Source organism: Gluconobacter sp. P5H9_a, assembly GCF_018812085.1.
GTDB lineage: Bacteria > Pseudomonadota > Alphaproteobacteria > Acetobacterales > Acetobacteraceae > Gluconobacter.
This window is the reverse complement of sequence record NZ_JACRVW010000001.1, coordinates 225431-243409: the sequence shown is the minus strand read 5'-3', so window position 1 is coordinate 243409 and position 17979 is coordinate 225431. Positions and strand designations below refer to the sequence as shown.

Sequence of the window (17979 nt, the reverse complement as noted above, 5' to 3'; positions counted from 1 at the left end):
CAGCGCCAACTCCGACGAAAGAAACTTACCCACGAAGTGGTTTCTGCGCTTTGGAAACGCGGCTGGTTGACAGATAGCGGACATATCCTGCCCCAAGCCGGTTAGCCCCACCCGTGCAAAGCTGCGGCTGGCGCGGTTCCTTCACGTTCGGAATCCAGACCGTATGCAACAGGCGCGGATTGATCCGACAGACAATCAATCGCCTGTCCACACCAGACATCCCTGCATCTTCAGCAAGTCTCATCCGTACGGACAGCATACCGCTTTCCGGCCCCTGAGCGGAGGCATCAGGCGTTATCAAAGCTGTAACAGCTAAAAAAAGACAGACAAGCAGAGCACGCATGAGCTGAACTCCTCGACACGTCCTTCGCAATTTCGAGAAACTGCCAGAAGGCACTGTGTCTATGACGCTACGCGGCGCTTAAAAGTTGCGGCAATTTTATGGCAAACTTTGCTTCACCTGAAAACATGGTCTCTTAAACCTCCTCTTCAGGCAAACGTTGAAGCCACCACTGATTAGGTTTCCCATTTTCCAGGAATGCTCTCATGAATACAGCGCGACTTGTCCTTCCGGAACTCCTTCCGACCCTAAGCCAGTTTCCTGCCACTGACCTGACACCAGAAACACTTCCGGATCTGAGAAACGCCCTTGAGAACCGCGCCGCGCAAGCATTTCAGAAAGCTGAAGATTTTCAGGTTACTGTTGAACAACGTCACATCCCTGCAACCCCTGAGGGCGACAGAACCATCCGCCTTCTGACCGTTCAACCTAAAGAGACAAGCTCTACACCCCGTCCGGTTTTGCTGCACTTCCATGGTGGAGGTCACTGCGCTGGACGCCCCGAACAGAACACTGCCGAGCTGTGCCGCTTCGCCCAGGATCTTAACTGCCTTGTCATCTCCCCGGATTACCGCCTCACACCAGAAACACCTTTCCCAGGTGGCATTGAAGATGCCTACGCGACGCTCTGCTGGATTCATGACAACGCCGACGCCCTGCATATCCGCCGCGATCAGATCGCCGTTACCGGAGAAAGCGCAGGCGGCAATCTTGCGGCGGCTATCTGCCTGCTGGCCAGAGACCGCAACGGGCCAGCCATTCTCTTTCAAAACCTGATTTATCCGATGCTGGATGACCGGACGATCGACAGAGAGGTAAACCCATCTCCCGTCGCGGGCGAATTCGTCTGGACGCGTGCCAGTAACACTTACGCCTGGGGAATTCTTCTCGCACCCTCCCTGCCCGGCGCTGACGATATTTCTCCCTATGCCGCGCCCTCCCGCGCCAGCGATCTTTCTGGGCTACCTCCTGTCATTATGATGATCGGCTCATTGGATCTGTTTCTCGAAGAAGACCTGCTCTACGCCCAACGACTAATCCGAAGCGGGGTCTCCGTGGAACTGGAGATCGTCCCTGGGGCCTTCCATGCCTTTGATGTGACAGAAACTCCTGTGGCAAAACGTACCCTCGACAGACGAATCACTTCCATGAAGCGGTTCTTCACCCCATCTAGAGACTGACACGGAATGCATTATCCAAATGCATTCCCCCACCTGCTCTGATGGGCTAGAGTTCGCGCCCCTGTGACTGGAGATTGATTTTTCATGGGCGATCACCGCGACGACCGCGATGCCATCAACGGCGCAAACACTGTCTATCTGGCCGAGCTTCATGCCCGCTGGCAGACCGATCCTGCGTCCGTGGACCCAGCTTTCGCCGCCCTGTTCGAAACCCTTGGTGCTGAACGTCCGACGACTGACACGTCGGACAGTAGCGCTGAGGCCCTGAAAAACGCCTATCGTCTGCGCGGCCACGCTCTCGCACGCCTGGATCCACTCAGGCTCGCACCAACACCGCACATCCCTGAGCTTAGCCCACCCGACGCAGACCGTGATCTGCTTGCTCGCCTGCGCCGCGCCTATTCAGGCACCTTAAGTGCCGAATTCATGCACATTCAGGACCCGCAGCAGAGACAATGGTGGATTGACCGGCTTGAGACGTCATCTTCGACGCCAGCGATGGAGCCGGAACGCATTCTTCTGGCTCTGACCCGTGCAGAAGGTTTTGAAGGGTTTTGTCAAAAGCGCTTCATGGGAATGCGCCGCTTTGGTCTGGAAGGTGGAGAGAGTGTTATCGTCGCCCTCCGGACCCTGATCGATGCCGCTGCACGCGATGGGGCAAAATCTGTATCGCTGGGCATGCCACATCGCGGCCGACTGAACGTTATGGCCAATATCCTGCGGAAGCCCTTTGCGGCAATCTTCAGCGAATTTGCCGGTGCCTCCTTCAAGCCAGATGACATCCAAGGGTCTGGGGACGTCAAATACCATCTCGGCACCGCGACCACGATGGAACACGCAGGCCACACGTTGCGTATTTCCCTCCTGCCAAACCCGTCTCACCTTGAAGCCGTGGACCCTGTTGTTCTCGGTCGCGTCCGGGCTGATCAGGATCGTGAGAAAGACAAGAACCGCGATCGCCATCTTGGTATTCTTGTTCATGGAGACGCTGCGTTCGCCGGGCAGGGCGTTGTTTATGAAACGCTGGGCCTTTCCAAGCTTGAAGGCTACCGCACAGGCGGAACCGTCCACGTCATCATCAACAATCAGATCGGCTTCACGACCGTTCAATCCGACGCTCATTCCGGTGTCTACAACACGGACATCGCCAAATCCGTTCAGGCTCCCATCCTGCACGTCAATGGCGATGACCCGGACGCTGTCGCGCGGGCAGCCTTGCTGGCACATGAATGGCGCCGCGATTTTCATGCGGACGTCGTACTGGATGTCGTCTGCTACCGTCGCCATGGCCACAATGAAACTGACGAACCCGCCTTCACCCAGCCTGCCATGGTCCATGCCATCCAGTCCCGACCCACGACGCGTCGCCTCTATGCCGATACCCTGATCCGTAAAGGCATTCTGACGTCGGATCAGGTTGAGGAGATGTGGCAGCACTTCCAGAGAAGACTGGAAGAGCAATTCGCAGCCTCCGAGCATTACCGGCCAAACGCAACTGACTGGCTGGACGGACCGCAGGATTCCACCCGCCTCCAGGATGAGCCCGAACGCATCCAACCCATGACCGGTGTTCCGATGGAACGTCTGCGCATGATCGGAGAGGCCATCGGTACTATTCCAGAGGGCCTGAACGTTCACCCCCGCCTTGCACGGCAGATTATCGCCCGCGGTAAGGCCGTCGCGGACGGTGGCCCTCTCGATTGGGCCACAGCCGAAGCCCTTGCGTTTGGCACCCTCTCAATGGACGGGCATCCTGTGCGCCTGTCAGGTCAGGATAGCCGACGCGGCACCTTCAGCCAGCGGCATGCTGTCCTGTTTGATCAGGAAACGGGACGGGAAGAAACGCTCCTCGCCCATATCGCCCCCCATCAGGCCCCACTGCACCTCTGGAATTCTCCCCTCTCCGAGTTTGGCGTCTTGGGATTCGAATACGGCTACTCTCTAGGCGATCCAGACACACTGGTTCTCTGGGAAGCCCAGTTCGGAGACTTCGCCAACGGTGCACAGGTCATTCTGGATCAGTTCATCGCCTCAGGGGAAACCAAGTGGCTTCGTACATCCAGCCTGACGCTCCTTCTTCCTCATGGATATGAAGGTGGCGGACCTGAACATTCATCTGCCCGACCAGAGCGCATTCTTCAGTTGTGTGCAGAAAACAATCTGCGCGTCTGCAACATCACAAGCCCGGCCAATTATTTCCATGCTCTGCGCCGCCAGATCGCGCGCCGCTGCCGCAAGCCGCTGATCATCTTCACGCCCAAGTCTCTGCTTCGCCATAAAGAAGCCGTTTCTGCGCTTGCTGAGATGGGGCCACACACGCGTTTCCAGCCAGTCCTGGCGGACCCGCAAACCATTACCAATCCTAGAAAAATTATCCTGTGTTCCGGTAAGGTCTTCTATGACCTGACTGCCGAGCGAGCGCGGAAGTCCTGCACGGACGTGGCCATCATCCGACTGGAGCAGCTCTATCCGTTCCCTCATCACGCCCTGATCCAGCAACTGGAGCTTTATCCGGATGCCGAACAGATTGTCTGGTGCCAGGAAGAGCCCCAGAATAATGGTGCCTGGATTTTTGTTGATCGTCGGATCGAGCGCGCTCTGCGCGAGTGCGGTCACAAGGTGCAGCGCCCTGATTATATGGGCCGTGAAAGTGCTGCCTCTCCTGCAACAGGTCTTCCTGGTGCACATGCGGCGCAGCAGGAAAAACTGGTGCAGGAGGCGCTGGCCTGACTCTCAGGCCAGCAAACACCTCTCAGGTCGGGCCGCCTTGATATCCATAGCTGCTTCGACCTGCACCCGTATTACCGAACCCATCTCCCCGATATTGGCGTGAACCCTGTCCACCATAATCCGGCCCGCAAGCAGCCAAAGCCACTAGAAGTGCCAGAGCCAGACCAACTTTTACCCGCATCGCCCTATTCCTTGTTTCGTTCGAGCTCACCAACGGAAATCTCAGTAAATCAACCGTTAGTCTTCAGTTCGCAGAGCCAGTATTGACGAGAAAGACCATATCCGTCGCGCGGGTCAGGGCTACATAACAAAGCTGCTGGGTCTCAAGAGGGTTTCCTCCTGCCCGACGTCGGATGTCACCCAGATCCACAAAAACATTCCGGAACGTACTGCCCTGCGACGTATGCACCGTCATGGCATAAATGGCCTGCAAATTCAGCAGCGCACTCTGAAACGCAAACCGCTGCTGCCAGCGTTTGCGCTCCTGTTTGGCTTCCTGAACAAGCCGACGGTCCACACTCTGAAGATCCCGCGGATCCTGCACCAGATGCGCGGTAATTTCTTCTCCTGCCAGCGTGAGCACAGTCAGCTCCCAAGCTGGCAGATCCGTTGTCCATGCCGCCAGATATCCACAGGCTTCAAAGCGGTACGACAAACGAGACGCCTGAATATCCATGACCAGAACTTCTTCATTGGTCGCAATCTGCTGTCGGCTCTTGTCTTCATTCTGCCGACTGAAAGGCGCGCGTGCGACGGCACGTTCTCCCGGCATAAAGGGACGATCAATCGTCTCCCCATACCGCCATTGTCGAACCATCTGGTTCACCTGATGAACCCGGTCATTCGTCCAGCACAGGTAACGAAAGCTATCATTATCTGCGTCAAATGCATCAGATGTGAAGGCCTTGCGAACCCAGCTTTCCACATCCTTAGGAACGAATAGCCCGGAGGAGCCTTTCCGGGCATCCTGAACCCAGCTCCAGTCCACATCGCCACCCTGACTCTGCCTGATGATCGTAGCAGCTTCCAGAATGGGATTACCCGCCGCCTGCCGAACCACTGTCTCAAGATGCGATGTCGACGGGACAGAAAAAGACGGAGAAGCGTCTTCCCCCACCGGCGGAAGCTGCGCTGGATCACCGACAAACAGCACGAAGCAGTATTTGAGCAGATCCCGGATCCACCCCATCAGCTCACGCGAAATCATGGAACACTCATCCACAATCACCACGCCATCCGGAATGGTTTGCGGGCGCTTCGCGCGTACAAGAGTGGTTTTACCGCCCTGAGAAGACGGCTGAAGGCTCAAATGGCTCTGGATAGTCCGGCACTCGACGGTCTTGTCCACCTTGCTTCGCAGTACAGCCGTTGCCTTGTGTGTCGGCGCCGTAATCACGGTCACCACGTTCAGACGAAGGAAATGCCTGGCCACTTCCTGCATCAGGGTCGTCTTACCGCTCCCGGCATACCCCGTCAGTAAATGGGTAGGCCGCTTTTCAGCATGCGCCTTGATGATTTCATCGAGAGCCGTTTTCTGAGAAGGAGTGAGCGCAACCATGGTGTCTCCTTCTCACAATCTCGTCCCCTTCTCCACCAAAAGGACAAATGTACGAGGAAAAAAGCAGCCCGGGTACAAGCTGATAACATGGGAAAAGGTTTGCGTTTCGGTTTGATTGCCTCCTCTCCGAACCAAAAAAAAACGGCACATCTTAACCAAGACGTGCCGATCACTTTTCTTCGGAAATAAATTATACCCTCAAATCAAACCGAGAATTCGCTGTGTATCGGGATCAACCGGAATCCCTGTCTCGGAACGCTTTCGAGCTTCCAGCCACTCCCGGTCACCCGGCGCCATGACAGGATTATGCGAATTAACGGACGGACCATTTCTTAAAAGATCGAGATAAGAGCCCATCGCAAGATCATAGGCCGCTTGGCCAATAAACCTTGCTGGATCTATGGCGATTGCAAAGTGGCCAACGTTCTGTCGCTTCCGGTCGCTCTGCTCTTCATCAGTGCCAACCATAACCGGGTCCAGTGCCGCACCCGTCAGAACGCCTGCCAGTATGGTAACAAGCCCAGCCAGTGCAGCCCCCTTGAAACCAAACTCTTCCCCACCGAGTGGCTGAAGAAACGCAGCTGACTGTGCATCCCGTGTGGGTAGTCCGTCATCACTCGCAGCCACACCTGATGGTAACGACAAGCCAAGGGAGCGGTAGAGTTTAACCCGGTTGAATGGAATTGACGACGTCGCAATGTCCATAAGCCACGGATCAGAACCACTGGTCGGGGCGGCCATCGCAATAGGGTTTGTTCCGTGAAATGGCCTGGCGCCCCCGAACAAGGATACGGCTGCGTCAGAGTTGCTCATGATCAAACCGATCATTCCCTGCCTCGCAGCCTCAACGACATACGCGCCAGCGGCTCCGAAATGCGAGGAATGATGCACTCCAACCGCGCCAATTCCAGCGCCCCGAGCTAACGACACAGCTTCATCCATGGCGCGATAGGCCGCAGAATGAGCCAGCCCGCCGTCAGCATTCAACTGCCCAGTTGCCGGCCCTGTTCGGGTGAAGACAGGAACAGGCTGGGAATTCACACCACCAGACCGCAGAAGCCTTACATAATGGCCTACCAGCCGAACACCATGACTATCGACCCCGATACGAGATGCATGAAGCAAGGCCCGGGTCGTGGCTTCGGCGTCTGCATCCTGCGCTCCGGCTTCCACCAGACACGCGTGAACACGCTCAGACAGCAACGCTTCCGGATAATACAAAAGCTTTGTCATGCTGCTCATGACTGAAGCTCCATTTTCGCACGGGGAGCCAGAATATGTCGGGCCTGCTCACGATCCAGCGCCCCAGTCCAGGCCGCCATAACAACAGGAGCAACACAGTTTCCTGCAAGGTTACCAACAGCCCGTGCAATTCCGATAAACCAGTCTACCGCCAAAAGAAGCACAAGACTGGAGAGCGGAATGGAAGGAGCCGCAGCCAACGTGGCAGCCAGAACGACAATCGCAATCCCCGGAACCCCATGAGCCCCTTTGGACGTAATCAGTGCCGTCGCCAACATGGAGAGCATTTGCGTCAGCGTCAGAGGCGTTCCAGTCACATCGGCCAAGAACACAATGGCAAAGCCGAGATAGATCGATAGTGCATCCAGATTGAGCGAATACCCCGCAGGAACGACCAACCCGACCACCTGCCTGGAAACGCCCATGGCTTCGAGCTTTGCCATGATGCTTGGCAGAACTGAATCAGAGCTGGTCGTCGCCGTGACAATAAGGATCTCTTCACGGAAATAACGGGCAAAGCGCCACGGATGAACACCGCACGCCAAAAGGCAGCCACCCAGAAGCACAACGATAAAAACTGCAATAGCCGCAAAATAGAGCACGACGAACGACGCAAGCCGGCCGATGGCATCCAGTCCGTACTCTGCTACCGTCGTCGCAACAGCCCCGAAAACTCCTAGCGGTGCCAGAGCGATAATCAGGCGCATCATTCTTGAAAAAAGCGTCGAAAGACTTTCAATCAGGCGTGTAACAGGTGCACCAGCGTCTCCAATCCGGCTCAGGCAACATCCTGTCAGAATGGCGAAAAACAGGATCTGGAGAATGTTCCCTTCGGCGAAAGCCGCAACCGGAGACCGTGGGACAAGACTCAGTATAAACCCGGTAAAACCCTGCCCGTGCAAAAGGTGAGCATTCGCAGCGTAGGATGCCACGATATGGGCATCCTCAGGGCTGGGCGTAAAAGTCAGTCCTTGTCCGGGCCGGATAAGCATTGCTGCCCCAACCGACAGCAGAAGGACGAGCGTGGTCATACCCTCGAAATAAATCAGGGACCGAAACCCCAGTCGTCCCACAGCACCTAGCGATCCCGCGCCCGTAATACCCGTCACGACAATACAGAACAGCAGCGGGCCGACCGCCATCAGAATCAGACGAAGGAACAGATCAGTGAGCCATCGGAATTGCCCTGCCACATGCGGGGCGAACAGACCAACCAGAATCCCGATCAGAGTTGCAATCACAACCTGAGAGAAAATCCCTGGACGAAACCTGCGTTTCGCATCCTTCGAAAGGCTCGTATTGCTCGTCATCCAGACCTTCTTCCCGTCGTTCCTTCAGGAAACCTGACGCCGGCTAGAGGTTCTGCGCTCCGGCTCAGGTCCTGACTATTCGTTCAGTACGTTACGTTCATTTTTGCGCCTACGAAACGTGGCAGACCCGGCATGACACCATAGAAAGTGGCCTGCGTCCCGCCAGAAAGCCAGTAACGGCGATCAGCAAGATTTTGCCCATAAACCGATACAGACCAATGCTGTTTCGGTGCCGCAAACGTCAGGAACGAGTTCACAAGGAAATAGGCTGGAGCACGGTAGAACCCACCATCTCCGATGTGCTGCGGCTGTGTCTGTGCGCCACGATAATTATAATCGACGTCAAAAGTCATCTTGTAATCATGGAACATGGACCAGGTGTAGGTAGCCGCTCCGGAAAGGGTCAGATTGGCCAGCCCCATGTTGTAGCCATTATAATTCGTATTCACAGGCGACCAGACACCTGTTGAGGCAAACTGAGCGGTTGTGGCACTGCGATTTAGGCTCTGGAACTGAGAGTAAGAGCCGTTCTGGTATCCAAAATTCTGTGTCAGCACGAGCCCATGAAACGGATGTGCTTCCATATCGAACTCAGCGCCATAAATGTTGGAGCGCGGCGCATTCACGTAGCCACCCAGTACACCATACGGTGGCACAAGGATGGTCCCGAGCAACTGCTGGTCCCGATAATCATAATAGAAACCGGCTGCATTAAAGCGCAGACGCCGGTTGAACAGCATCGTTTTAAAACCACCCTCATACGTCAGAACCTGCTCGGCCTTGAACGGCTTTAGCTGGCTGGCCTGCTGGGTAATGTTGGCCGAGAATCCTCCTGGCTTGAAGCCACGCGAGAACATGACATAGCCCATCACGCTGGGATTGAACTGGTATTGTGCCCCGACACGTCCAGCGAACTGATTTGTCAGTGCACCTGAATTGCCGAAGTTCTGTACGTGTGTTCTGGCACCCGTATTCAGATCGTAATCAGCACTGACAACATTCAGCATCTGCCGGTCGTCCGACTCATGGCTGATCGCTCCAATCAGGGTCAGCTTCGGCAGAATGCGATATGAAAGTTGAACATACTGATTGAAGTTCTGCTGATTCTGACGATAGGACGTCTCATTCAGCGGCGTCGTCCCTGGGCGGTCTGATGAATCATACCAGAAATTCTGCGCCATCCGTGCACGGCTGTAATACATGCCGACTTCCCAGTGGAAGCGAGCATGCGGATCACGGGATTCCAGCTTAACTTCCTGAGAGAAGACATTCGTCTGGTTATTGCGGAACATATTGCCATAGGACGCAACCGAATTCGTCTGGTTGGTCAGTTCATGCTCGTCAACAGCTTCAAAAGCGCTCAGCGTCCATAACCGGCCCCAGCTGAAGTCCTTCGTATAGCGGACATTCGCTCCCCAGAAGATATTGTCTTCCCTTGGCTTCTGATTGGCTCCGTTGATACCGATAATTTTCGCAAACCGCGGATCAAGTCCCCATTCGGTCTGCATGATATCCGACGTCACAGGAACGCCGTAGCTGTTATAGAAATTATGCCCCGAAGACGTCTCGGACTGGTCAGTCGTCCAGTGCCCACCAATGTCCAGTGTCGATGTTGCGTCAATTTTCCAGCGAAGCTTGCCGCGAAGCGCTCCGATATTGGAGTTGCCGTACCCTTCGCCCAGAGAATTGTGCTGAAAGCCGCCCCCCGTCATGGACTGCCCTGCCAAACGGAACGAAACCGACTTGGAAATTGGCCCGGAGACAAACCCCTCGACCCGGTTGCGACCATAGCTGGCAATGTCTTCCGTCAGGCCCGCATGAAACTCGGGGGTAGGATCACCCGTGTGGAAATTAATCTCACCACCGGTGGTGGACTGCCCATGCGTAAAACCCGACGCACCAGGCGCAACAGAAATGTCATCCATGTCAAACAGCATACCCGACGTCATGATACTCACCGGATAGGCCACACCATCGACATACGGCATGACGGACGGGGTGTTGTTTTGGGTGAAATCCATCAACCCGACGCCGCGCAATGCAAAGTTCAGTGCAGAGCTTCCAAAAGATGGCTGAATAGTCAGATTTGGCGCAACACGAACGATGTCTGTCAACTGACGGACGTTGCGGTTCTGAAGCTCTTGACGGGACAGTACCGTTTCAGAATGCGCCTCGTGCTGACCTGCGCCCGTCACACCGCGTCGGGCATTAACGTGAACGACCTCATTACTCGCCGCTGAAGCATCAACTGTACGATGCCTTGCTGCTCCAGCCCCATGCTTGGCGATCGGATGCACGTTCCGCTTCGCTGCCACTGCAGCGGCATCAGCGCTTCCAACACAAGACAGAAGAGCGGTGGACAGCAGCGTCACGCGCAGAGAGAGAATAAAACGGGGTCGACAGGGCGAAACAGGGGACATCGGGCATTTCCAGATCAGCGATGTGAAGCAGTCAGGATGTGTCGCAATTCACCATGTTGGCGAATCTTGTATACCAGATAGAATACAAAGCATGTTTGTTCCACATTAAAAATGATCGAATCCGGAATATTCCTTTTCCATATCTTATGCCACGCTTGTCCCTCAAAAGAAGGAGGCGCATAAAAGCTGACATGGAAGAACGGAAAAAATCGATGCAGCCCGCCAGCAGCAATGTCATCGAAAACAAAATTATTCAGGCCGTTCTTTCCGAACAGATCTCCCCCGGAGAGCGGCTCGGAGAAAAAGATCTGGGAGAGATCTTCGGGGTTTCACGAACACTGGTCCGGGAGGCAATGATGCGCCTCAGCAGTCGGGGCATCGTTGCGGTTTCCCCTCGGAGGGGGTGGTTCGTCATTGAACCCACCGTTGAACAGGCTCGCGAAACAATTGAAGCACGCCGATCCGTAGAAATCGGTCTTCTCATGACACAGAAAAATATCAGTGCCGAGACGATCAAACAGCTTGAAGCACACGTTCTGGAGCAACAGCGCGCCATTGATGAGAATGATCTGGGTCGTCGCAGCTACCTTCTAGGCCACTTTCACGTCCACCTAGCCGCAGCACTCGGCAATTCTATTCTGGCCAACATTCTTGAAGAATTAACAACCCGAATCGTCCTGATCGCTACCTTGTATCAATCCAAGGCGGACGCGCAGCAATCCTGCGACAATCACAGGCGGCTGGTGAATGCCCTGCGTAAGAATAGGGTAAAGGATGCCGTAAAAATCATGGATGCGCATCTTACGCACCTCGACAAAGCCCTGAGTATTCGAAAAAAGATGAAACCACGCTCTGCAAACCTGCTCCGTGACAAATCTTCGATTTTCGTTCCGTAAGGTAGCCAGCCCATATCGGCATAGGGCGATCATATTAGCTTGACGGCTTTCCGCGCTAATGATGCGGATCTGCCTCGCCCTAGGCGAAGTTTCCAAACACATTCGATCTCTGGGGAAAATGGTGAACCGGCTGGGACTCGAACCCAGGACCATTCGATTAAAAGTCGAATGCTCTACCAACTGAGCTACCGGTTCATCCGAGCGGATGGCTACCCCACAACCACTAGGGAGGTCAACCTCCAGCAGCCGGAAAACAGCACTAGAATTTTTTTAGTTATGTTATAACGTATTAAATACTACCGATTCAGAGCCTGAAAAAGCCCCCCGTATGCGCTCCAAAAATAACAACCTGACCAATCACTCCGCCTTAAACGATCGCACTGTACGGCATGAAATCTGGCAACGCTTTGAGGGGAACGAGTGGGATGCATTCGACCAGCTTCCAGCATCCATTCGCAGACGCCTGAACGAACACGTCTATGATGCCTGGTCCGTCAACGCCTTGATCCTGTGGAAGCACTACAAGCGCATTTACGGCCGCACTCCGCGTGCCGAGCGGGCCCTGATCAAATATCTGGATTATTGTGAACGCCTAGAACGCGAGGCTTTTTCAGAGCGCTACACCGCTCAATGCGGCTCTCCCTACCCTCATGATGCCGCAGGAGTGACAGTCCTGCGCACACCAGAGAACAAGCAGCAAGCTGCCTGAGGGTCCTTTAAGACACTCAGAACAGCCCAAACAGCTTCAGGCTTCTACATAAGCCTTAACGATGGTGTCCGGATCCTTGACGACGCCTGACGAGCCAGCGCCACGCTTGATCTGATCGACATACTCCATGCCTTCAACAACCTTGCCAGCGATCGTGTACTGACCGTTCAGAGATGGCACGTCTTGGAACATGATGAAGAACTGGCTGTTTGCAGAGTGCGGAGCCATCGTACGGGCCATGCCAAGTGTGCCACGCTCGAACTTTGCCTTATCCGTGAACTCGGCCTTCAGGTCCGGGTAGCTGCTACCGCTGGTGCCTGTGCCAGTCGGATCGCCGCCCTGTGCCATGAAGCCTTCGATCACACGGTGGAACTTCACACCGTCGTAAAAACCTTCGCTCGCCAGAAGCTTCAGACGCTCCACAGCCAGCGGCGCCAGATCAGGGCGCAGCTCAATGACGACCTTGCCGTTCTTGAGTTCGAAAACCAGCTTGTTGCCGTCGGGTACTGCGGTCTCAGACATCTTGGAACCTTCCAGAAATCAATGAAGGTTCCTATGTCGCCCTTCGACCCAGTTTCGACAAGACGAGACTTGCAACATCTTCGCTGACAAAGGAGGAAATATCGCCATCAAGACGAGCAATTTCCTTCACAATCCGACTGGCCGTCGTGCGATGCCCTTCGGAAGACAGCAGAAAGACCGTCTCAATTTCCGGCGCCAAACGACGCAACGCCCCAGAGAGCTGACTCTCAAAGTCAAAATCCCCCGCAGAGCGAAGGCCGCGCACAACCGTCCCGGCGCCAGCCTTGCGTACGGCATCGACCAATAGAGTATCAAACCCCAGAACCCTGATCCGGTCAGCATGAGGCAATTTCGAAACCTCTTGCCGCATCATCTCCAGACGCTCTTCCAGCGTCAAAAGCGGCTGCTTCCCTTCATTGACCGCCACACCAACCAGCAGGCGGTCAAAAAGAGTGGACGCACGGTCGATAATATCGAGATGACCGAACGTTACCGGATCAAACGTGCCGGGATAAAACCCGACACGCGGATCAGTCTGCCACTCAGGCATCAGGGGCTGCGTCACCCACAGAAGCCTCACCGTCCGTCACAGTGCCATCAACAGGCGCTGTACCGTCCGGCGTTGCCACGACATCCCCTTCGATCAGGTCGCCCTCTTCCCCATCATCTTCCACAACCGGGAAGACACAGATCACGGTCTCACTGTCGTTCAAGCGGAACAGCGTCACACCACTGGCCTGACGTGCCATGACACGCACCTGAGACACCGGCAGACGGATCAGACGACCCGTATCCGTCACGAGCATGACATCTGTGCCATCCAGCGTTGGAAGCGTTCCAACCACTTCCTTGCCACGACGATTGGCCGAGAAGGTCATGTTCGTAATGCCCTGACCGCCACGGCCAGACACACGATAATCATAGGCAGAGGAACGACGGCCAAACCCGCCATCCGTCACGGTCAGAAGTATTTCTTCCTGCTGTTCCAGCTCCTCAAAGCGCTCCTGCGTCAGATCGCCAGCGATCTCCACAGTGTCTTCGTCACCGGACACCACCTCTTCTTCAGCACCTTCTGCCAACGCAGCATTCTCGGCACGACGTTTTGCATTGGCCATCCGCAGATAGGCTGCACGCTCTTCAACGCTGGCATCCACATGGTTGAGGATGCACAGTGAAATCACCGCATCCCCATCACCAAGGCGGATACCACGCACGCCCGAGCTGCCACGCCCTGCAAACACACGCAGCGTATCATCGGTGATCTGGAAGCGGACACAGCGCGCGTTCTTCGTTGCCAGGAACACGTCCTGACCTTCACGACACGTCGCCACACCAATGAGGGAATCACCCTCATCCAGCTTCATCGCAATCAGACCGGACGCCCGAATATTCCGGAAATCATTCAGGCGGTTACGACGAACATTGCCGCTGGCGGTCGCAAAGGTAAGGTGCAGATCTTCCCACAGTTCCTCGTCCTGCGGCAACGGAAGCACTGCTGTAATGGCATCCGAACCAAGCTCTGGAAGCAGGTTGACCAGCGCGCGCCCCTTGGACGTCGGAGACGCTTCTGGCAGATGCCAGACCTTGGTGCGATAAGCTTTGCCGCCCGAAGAGAAGAACAGTACCCACTGATGGGTATGAGCATTGAAGCTGCGAATAATGACGTCATCGCCACGACGGCCAGACGCCGTACGACCACGCCCACCGCGGTTCTGCGAGCGGAACATCTCCAGCGGCGTCCGCTTGATGAAACCGTCACGCGTGATGGTCACAACCATCTGCCCCGGCTCAATCAGGCTTTCGTCAGACTGATCACCCAGCGCATCGGAGATTTCCGACATCCGTGGGGTGGCAATTTCAGCCCGAGCCGCCAGCAATTCATTGCGCATGACATCCATGCGACGAGTGTGGCTGCCAATGATGTCGAGCAGGTCGGCAATCTTGGCCGCAACTTCGCTCAGCTCACCCTGGATCTTCTCACGTTCCAGACCGGTTAGACGCTGCAAACGCAGTTCGAGAATACCGCGAGCCTGCGCTTCTGTAAGGCGAACCTTGCCGTCATAAATGACATTGCCTTCGTCCTGGATCAGCTCCAGCAACGGCACAACTTCGCTCGCATCCCACTCGCGCGCCATGAGCAGCTCACGCGCTGTCGAAGCATCAGGGGCAGAACGGATCAGCGCGATCACTTCGTCGATGTTGGCAACAGCCAGCACAAGGCCGACCAGCAGATGCCCACGATCCCGAACCTTGTTCAGGTCGAAGCGTGCGCGACGCAGAATGACGTCTTCGCGGAAACGAATGAACGCCTGCAGAACGTCCATCAGCCCCATCGTGCGCGGCTTACCCTCATCGAGTGCCAGCATATTGACACTGAAGGACGTCTGAAGCTGCGTGAAGCGATAGAGCTGGTTCAGCACCACTTCCGGCGTCGCATCGCGCTTCAGCTCAATGACAACGCGCATTCCAGAACGATCACTTTCGTCCCGGATATCGGAGATGCCTTCGATTTCTTTCGCACGAACGAGATCGGCAATCTTCTCCTGAAGGGTTGCCTTGTTCACCTGATATGGAATCTCGGTGATGACGATCGCCTGACGATCCTTGCGGATCTCCTCGATCTCAGCACGAGCCCGGACCGGAACAGACCCACGCCCTGTCTCAAACGCCTTGCGGATACCGCTGCGGCCCATGATGATTCCGCCGGTCGGGAAATCCGGGCCGGGGATGATCTGCATCAGCTCATCCAGCTCAATCGCCGGATTGGCAATCATCGCCAGCGTGGCATCAATGACTTCGCCAGGATTATGCGTCGGGATGTTCGTGGCCATACCGACCGCGATACCCGAAGCGCCATTCACCAGAAGATTCGGGAACGTCGCTGGCAGAACCTTAGGCTCATGCTCGCTCTCGTCGTAGTTCGGCTGAAAATCAACCGTGTCCCGCTCAATATCATCCAGCAGGAACGACGCAGACTTGGCCAAACGAGCTTCGGTGTAACGCATGGCAGCCGGGCTATCGCCATCGACCGAACCGAAGTTACCCTGTCCATCAATCAGCTTGACGCGCATTGACCAATGCTGCGCCATACGAACCATGGCATCGTAAATCGAGCTGTCACCGTGCGGATGGTATTTACCCATCACGTCACCGACCGCACGCGCAGACTTGCGGTAAGGCTTATCAGACGTAAACCCACTCTCGCGCATCGCGTACAGGATGCGGCGATGGACGGGTTTTAGGCCGTCACGCACATCCGGCAAGGCACGCGAGACGATCACCGACATCGCATAGGCCAGATAGGAGGAGCGCATCTCCTCCTCGATCGTCACCGGAAGACGATCGGAAGGTACAATATCAGTCGGCTCGTTCAGCTCGGTCAAGACAGGTCCACCACGCTAAAATACAGTCCGCACAGCATAGCCCATGCGCGGCCTACATGCCACACCCACCCCATTATGGCCTGTGAGACTGAAAAACGGTCACGTCCAGCAGGAAACTGCCGTCTTCTTCCAACCCCAGTCTTTCACGGACAGCTACAGGCGCACCACGCTGCAACGACCGGATGCCCTCTACCCGCTCGGTCGGCGTCCGTGTTCGCGATACCCAGCTCTGAAATTCCATCCGCAAACGGCTGCGTCTCAGGCCACCCACAACAAAACCGGATCTTCCGAGAGCAGACACCCATTCTGTCGCGGCATAGTCCCTCACATGAGAGATATCCCGCATCAATTCCAGCGTCTGGAGCCAGCTATCGGACATAGCGTCTTCAGGAGCCGTAACATCGCCGAAAATAGCCAGACCTCCTGACCTCAGAACGCGATGCACTTCTCTCAGACCAGCCTCAAAGCCTTCCCAATGATGGGCACTAAACCTGCATAAAACAGCGTCAAACACACAATCATCAAATGGAAGCGCTTCTGCGGCGCCCTGTTCAACAACAATGTTGCCAAGGCCACGGTCTTGAGCGGACCTGCTTACCGCAGCCAACATTCCGGCCGTGACATCGCAGGCGACAACCTGCCCGACATGTGGCGCCACAGCATAGCTGACATGACCCCCGCCACAGCCAAGATCCAGCACACGTTCAAACCCGCGACCCTGAACAGCCCGAACCATCACGTCCAGATCACCGCCCTGACTATGCACCACGCTATCTGCGTAAGATGACACCCTGTCTTCATAATGCTTCGCAGCAAATTGTCCTGCCTGCCTAACCATCTGAGTTTTCTCCCTTAGAAATCATCATCAGGCAACAAACAGTTAGGTATAAGATCCTATTTTATCATGGTATAAATTGCACCATGCCTACGTCCAGCCGCAAAACTCTCGGTCTGTTTCTTCGCACGCACCGGGAAAGGCTCGCCCAGTCAGAAGCAGGCTTACTGACTCCATTACGTCGCAGACGCACCCCAGGGCTACGCCGCGAGGAAACAGCTCAACTCTGCGGGATCAGCACGACGTGGTACACGTGGCTGGAACAGGGACGCGACGTCTCATGCTCATCCGCCACACTGTCGCGCATTGCCGCGGCTTTGAAACTGTCCACGACGGAAAGACGCTACCTTTTCACTTTGGCAGAACTGCGAGACCCTCAGCGGGATCACACTGCGCCAACTGCACCAGCCACACTGCTCAGCCTCCCAGAACAGATCTCCAGCCCCGCTTATTTGCTCGATCCCTTGTGGAATGTTCTGAGCGCAAATTCCGCAGCCAAAATCCTTTTCGATGTCTGGCTGAACAGCTCAGAGACCAATCAGCTGCGCTATGTTTTTCTGAACCCCAATGCCCGAATTTTCCTTACGGACTAGCTAACCCGCGCCCAGCGGCTTCTGGCCGAATTTCGGGCCGATACAGTTTCGAGCGCCCGTACCGAACCTTTTCAGACACTTGTCTCAACCCTTCAAAGAGAAAGTCCGGAATTTAACCGTTTCTGGGAAGACCAAAGCGTCCTCCCCAGAGAAGGAGAGGGCAACGGAGCTTTCAGCATCCAACACAAAGCCTTCTCCACTACGACCAAACAACATTCATCCCGACAGCTCATGCGGGCTATAAACTCGTCATTTTATCC

Annotated in this window: 15 protein-coding genes and 1 tRNA gene; 5 read left to right on the top strand and 11 right to left on the bottom strand. The window is 55.5% G+C overall.

Annotated elements, in window-relative coordinates; all coding sequences use genetic code 11:
- Positions 1 to 25 precede the first annotated feature (25 nt).
- Positions 26 to 343, bottom strand: a complete 318-nt coding sequence (locus KP708_RS01040; protein ID WP_215749858.1) for a hypothetical protein — start codon at positions 341 to 343, stop codon at positions 26 to 28.
- A gap of 203 nt (positions 344 to 546) precedes the next feature.
- Between KP708_RS01040 and KP708_RS01035 the strand changes: the two genes are divergently transcribed.
- Both KP708_RS01035 and KP708_RS01030 read left to right on the top strand, forming a co-directional pair.
- The gene (locus KP708_RS01035; RefSeq protein ID WP_215749856.1) at positions 547 to 1521 is read left to right on the top strand and encodes an alpha/beta hydrolase; all 975 of its coding nucleotides are present in this window, start codon (positions 547 to 549) and stop codon (positions 1519 to 1521) included.
- Positions 1522 to 1605: 84 nt separating this feature from the next.
- A complete protein-coding gene (locus KP708_RS01030; protein ID WP_215749854.1) occupies positions 1606 to 4251 on the top strand; it encodes a 2-oxoglutarate dehydrogenase E1 component in 2646 nt (881 codons plus the stop codon).
- Positions 4252 to 4273: 22 nt separating this feature from the next.
- Here KP708_RS01030 and KP708_RS01025 read toward each other — a convergent pair whose 3' ends face one another.
- The 5 genes from KP708_RS01025 to KP708_RS01005 all read right to left on the bottom strand — a co-directional run bounded on the left by KP708_RS01025 (position 4274) and on the right by KP708_RS01005 (position 10781).
- Entirely contained in the window at positions 4274 to 4432 is a 159-nt protein-coding gene (locus KP708_RS01025) for a hypothetical protein (protein ID WP_215749852.1), read from the bottom strand.
- Between the two features lie 63 nt (positions 4433 to 4495).
- The gene (locus tag KP708_RS01020; protein WP_215749850.1) at positions 4496 to 5809 is read right to left on the bottom strand and encodes an ATP-dependent RecD-like DNA helicase; all 1314 of its coding nucleotides are present in this window, start codon (positions 5807 to 5809) and stop codon (positions 4496 to 4498) included.
- Between the two features lie 198 nt (positions 5810 to 6007).
- A complete protein-coding gene (locus KP708_RS01015; protein ID WP_215749848.1) occupies positions 6008 to 7051 on the bottom strand; it encodes an Ldh family oxidoreductase in 1044 nt (347 codons plus the stop codon).
- Positions 7048 to 8361, bottom strand: coding sequence for a cation:dicarboxylate symporter family transporter (locus KP708_RS01010; protein ID WP_215749846.1), 1314 nt, complete (start codon positions 8359 to 8361; stop codon positions 7048 to 7050). The genes KP708_RS01015 and KP708_RS01010 overlap by 4 nt, the downstream gene beginning before the upstream one ends.
- 83 nt (positions 8362 to 8444) lie before the next feature.
- Complete coding sequence (locus KP708_RS01005) at positions 8445 to 10781, bottom strand: TonB-dependent receptor (RefSeq protein ID WP_215749844.1); 2337 nt, start codon at positions 10779 to 10781, stop codon at positions 8445 to 8447.
- 38 nt (positions 10782 to 10819) lie between these two features.
- Here KP708_RS01005 and KP708_RS01000 point away from each other — a divergent pair, with 38 nt between their 5' ends.
- A complete protein-coding gene (locus tag KP708_RS01000) occupies positions 10820 to 11677 on the top strand; it encodes a GntR family transcriptional regulator (RefSeq protein ID WP_371822690.1) in 858 nt (285 codons plus the stop codon).
- 119 nt (positions 11678 to 11796) lie between these two features.
- On the opposite strand, the gene KP708_RS00995 is transcribed toward KP708_RS01000, so the two are convergent.
- Positions 11797 to 11872 (bottom strand) — tRNA-Lys (locus KP708_RS00995).
- Between the two features lie 133 nt (positions 11873 to 12005).
- Here KP708_RS00995 and KP708_RS00990 point away from each other — a divergent pair.
- Entirely contained in the window at positions 12006 to 12386 is a 381-nt protein-coding gene (locus KP708_RS00990; protein ID WP_064275282.1) for a DUF6525 family protein, read from the top strand.
- Between the two features lie 36 nt (positions 12387 to 12422).
- On the opposite strand, the gene KP708_RS00985 is transcribed toward KP708_RS00990, so the two are convergent.
- The 4 genes from KP708_RS00985 to KP708_RS00970 form a co-directional block, all read right to left on the bottom strand.
- Positions 12423 to 12908: a peptidylprolyl isomerase gene (locus KP708_RS00985; RefSeq protein ID WP_086634607.1), complete on the bottom strand. Its 486-nt coding sequence runs from the start codon at positions 12906 to 12908 to the stop codon at positions 12423 to 12425.
- Positions 12909 to 12939: 31 nt separating this feature from the next.
- A complete protein-coding gene (coaD, locus tag KP708_RS00980; RefSeq protein ID WP_046900542.1) occupies positions 12940 to 13458 on the bottom strand; it encodes a pantetheine-phosphate adenylyltransferase in 519 nt (172 codons plus the stop codon).
- The gene (gyrA, locus tag KP708_RS00975; protein WP_211515730.1) at positions 13451 to 16291 is read right to left on the bottom strand and encodes a DNA gyrase subunit A; all 2841 of its coding nucleotides are present in this window, start codon (positions 16289 to 16291) and stop codon (positions 13451 to 13453) included. The genes coaD and gyrA overlap by 8 nt, the downstream gene beginning before the upstream one ends.
- A 73-nt stretch (positions 16292 to 16364) precedes the next feature.
- Entirely contained in the window at positions 16365 to 17129 is a 765-nt protein-coding gene (locus KP708_RS00970) for a class I SAM-dependent methyltransferase (protein WP_215749842.1), read from the bottom strand.
- An 83-nt stretch (positions 17130 to 17212) separates the two neighbouring features.
- Here KP708_RS00970 and KP708_RS15645 point away from each other — a divergent pair, with 83 nt between their 5' ends.
- Positions 17213 to 17719 carry a helix-turn-helix domain-containing protein gene (locus KP708_RS15645; protein WP_252347329.1) on the top strand — a complete coding sequence of 169 codons (507 nt, stop codon included), beginning with the start codon at positions 17213 to 17215 and terminating at the stop codon, positions 17717 to 17719.
- Positions 17720 to 17979: the final 260 nt, after the last annotated feature.

Bases quoted from the DNA above. Each gene is read 5' to 3' on its own strand.
- KP708_RS01040 (WP_215749858.1), bottom strand. From the start codon at position 343: ATGCGTGCTCTGCTTGTCTGTCTTTTTTTAGCTGTTACAGCTTTGATA.
- KP708_RS01035 (WP_215749856.1), top strand. From the start codon at position 547: ATGAATACAGCGCGACTTGTCCTTCCGGAACTCCTTCCGACCCTAAGC.
- KP708_RS01030 (WP_215749854.1), top strand. From the start codon at position 1,606: ATGGGCGATCACCGCGACGACCGCGATGCCATCAACGGCGCAAACACT.
- KP708_RS01025 (WP_215749852.1), bottom strand. From the start codon at position 4,432: ATGCGGGTAAAAGTTGGTCTGGCTCTGGCACTTCTAGTGGCTTTGGCT.
- KP708_RS01020 (WP_215749850.1), bottom strand. From the start codon at position 5,809: ATGGTTGCGCTCACTCCTTCTCAGAAAACGGCTCTCGATGAAATCATC.
- KP708_RS01015 (WP_215749848.1), bottom strand. From the start codon at position 7,051: ATGAGCAGCATGACAAAGCTTTTGTATTATCCGGAAGCGTTGCTGTCT.
- KP708_RS01010 (WP_215749846.1), bottom strand. From the start codon at position 8,361: ATGACGAGCAATACGAGCCTTTCGAAGGATGCGAAACGCAGGTTTCGT.
- KP708_RS01005 (WP_215749844.1), bottom strand. From the start codon at position 10,781: ATGTCCCCTGTTTCGCCCTGTCGACCCCGTTTTATTCTCTCTCTGCGC.
- KP708_RS00990 (WP_064275282.1), top strand. From the start codon at position 12,006: ATGCGCTCCAAAAATAACAACCTGACCAATCACTCCGCCTTAAACGAT.
- KP708_RS00985 (WP_086634607.1), bottom strand. From the start codon at position 12,908: ATGTCTGAGACCGCAGTACCCGACGGCAACAAGCTGGTTTTCGAACTC.
- coaD (WP_046900542.1), bottom strand. From the start codon at position 13,458: ATGCCTGAGTGGCAGACTGATCCGCGTGTCGGGTTTTATCCCGGCACG.
- KP708_RS00970 (WP_215749842.1), bottom strand. From the start codon at position 17,129: ATGGTTAGGCAGGCAGGACAATTTGCTGCGAAGCATTATGAAGACAGG.
- KP708_RS15645 (WP_252347329.1), top strand. From the start codon at position 17,213: ATGCCTACGTCCAGCCGCAAAACTCTCGGTCTGTTTCTTCGCACGCAC.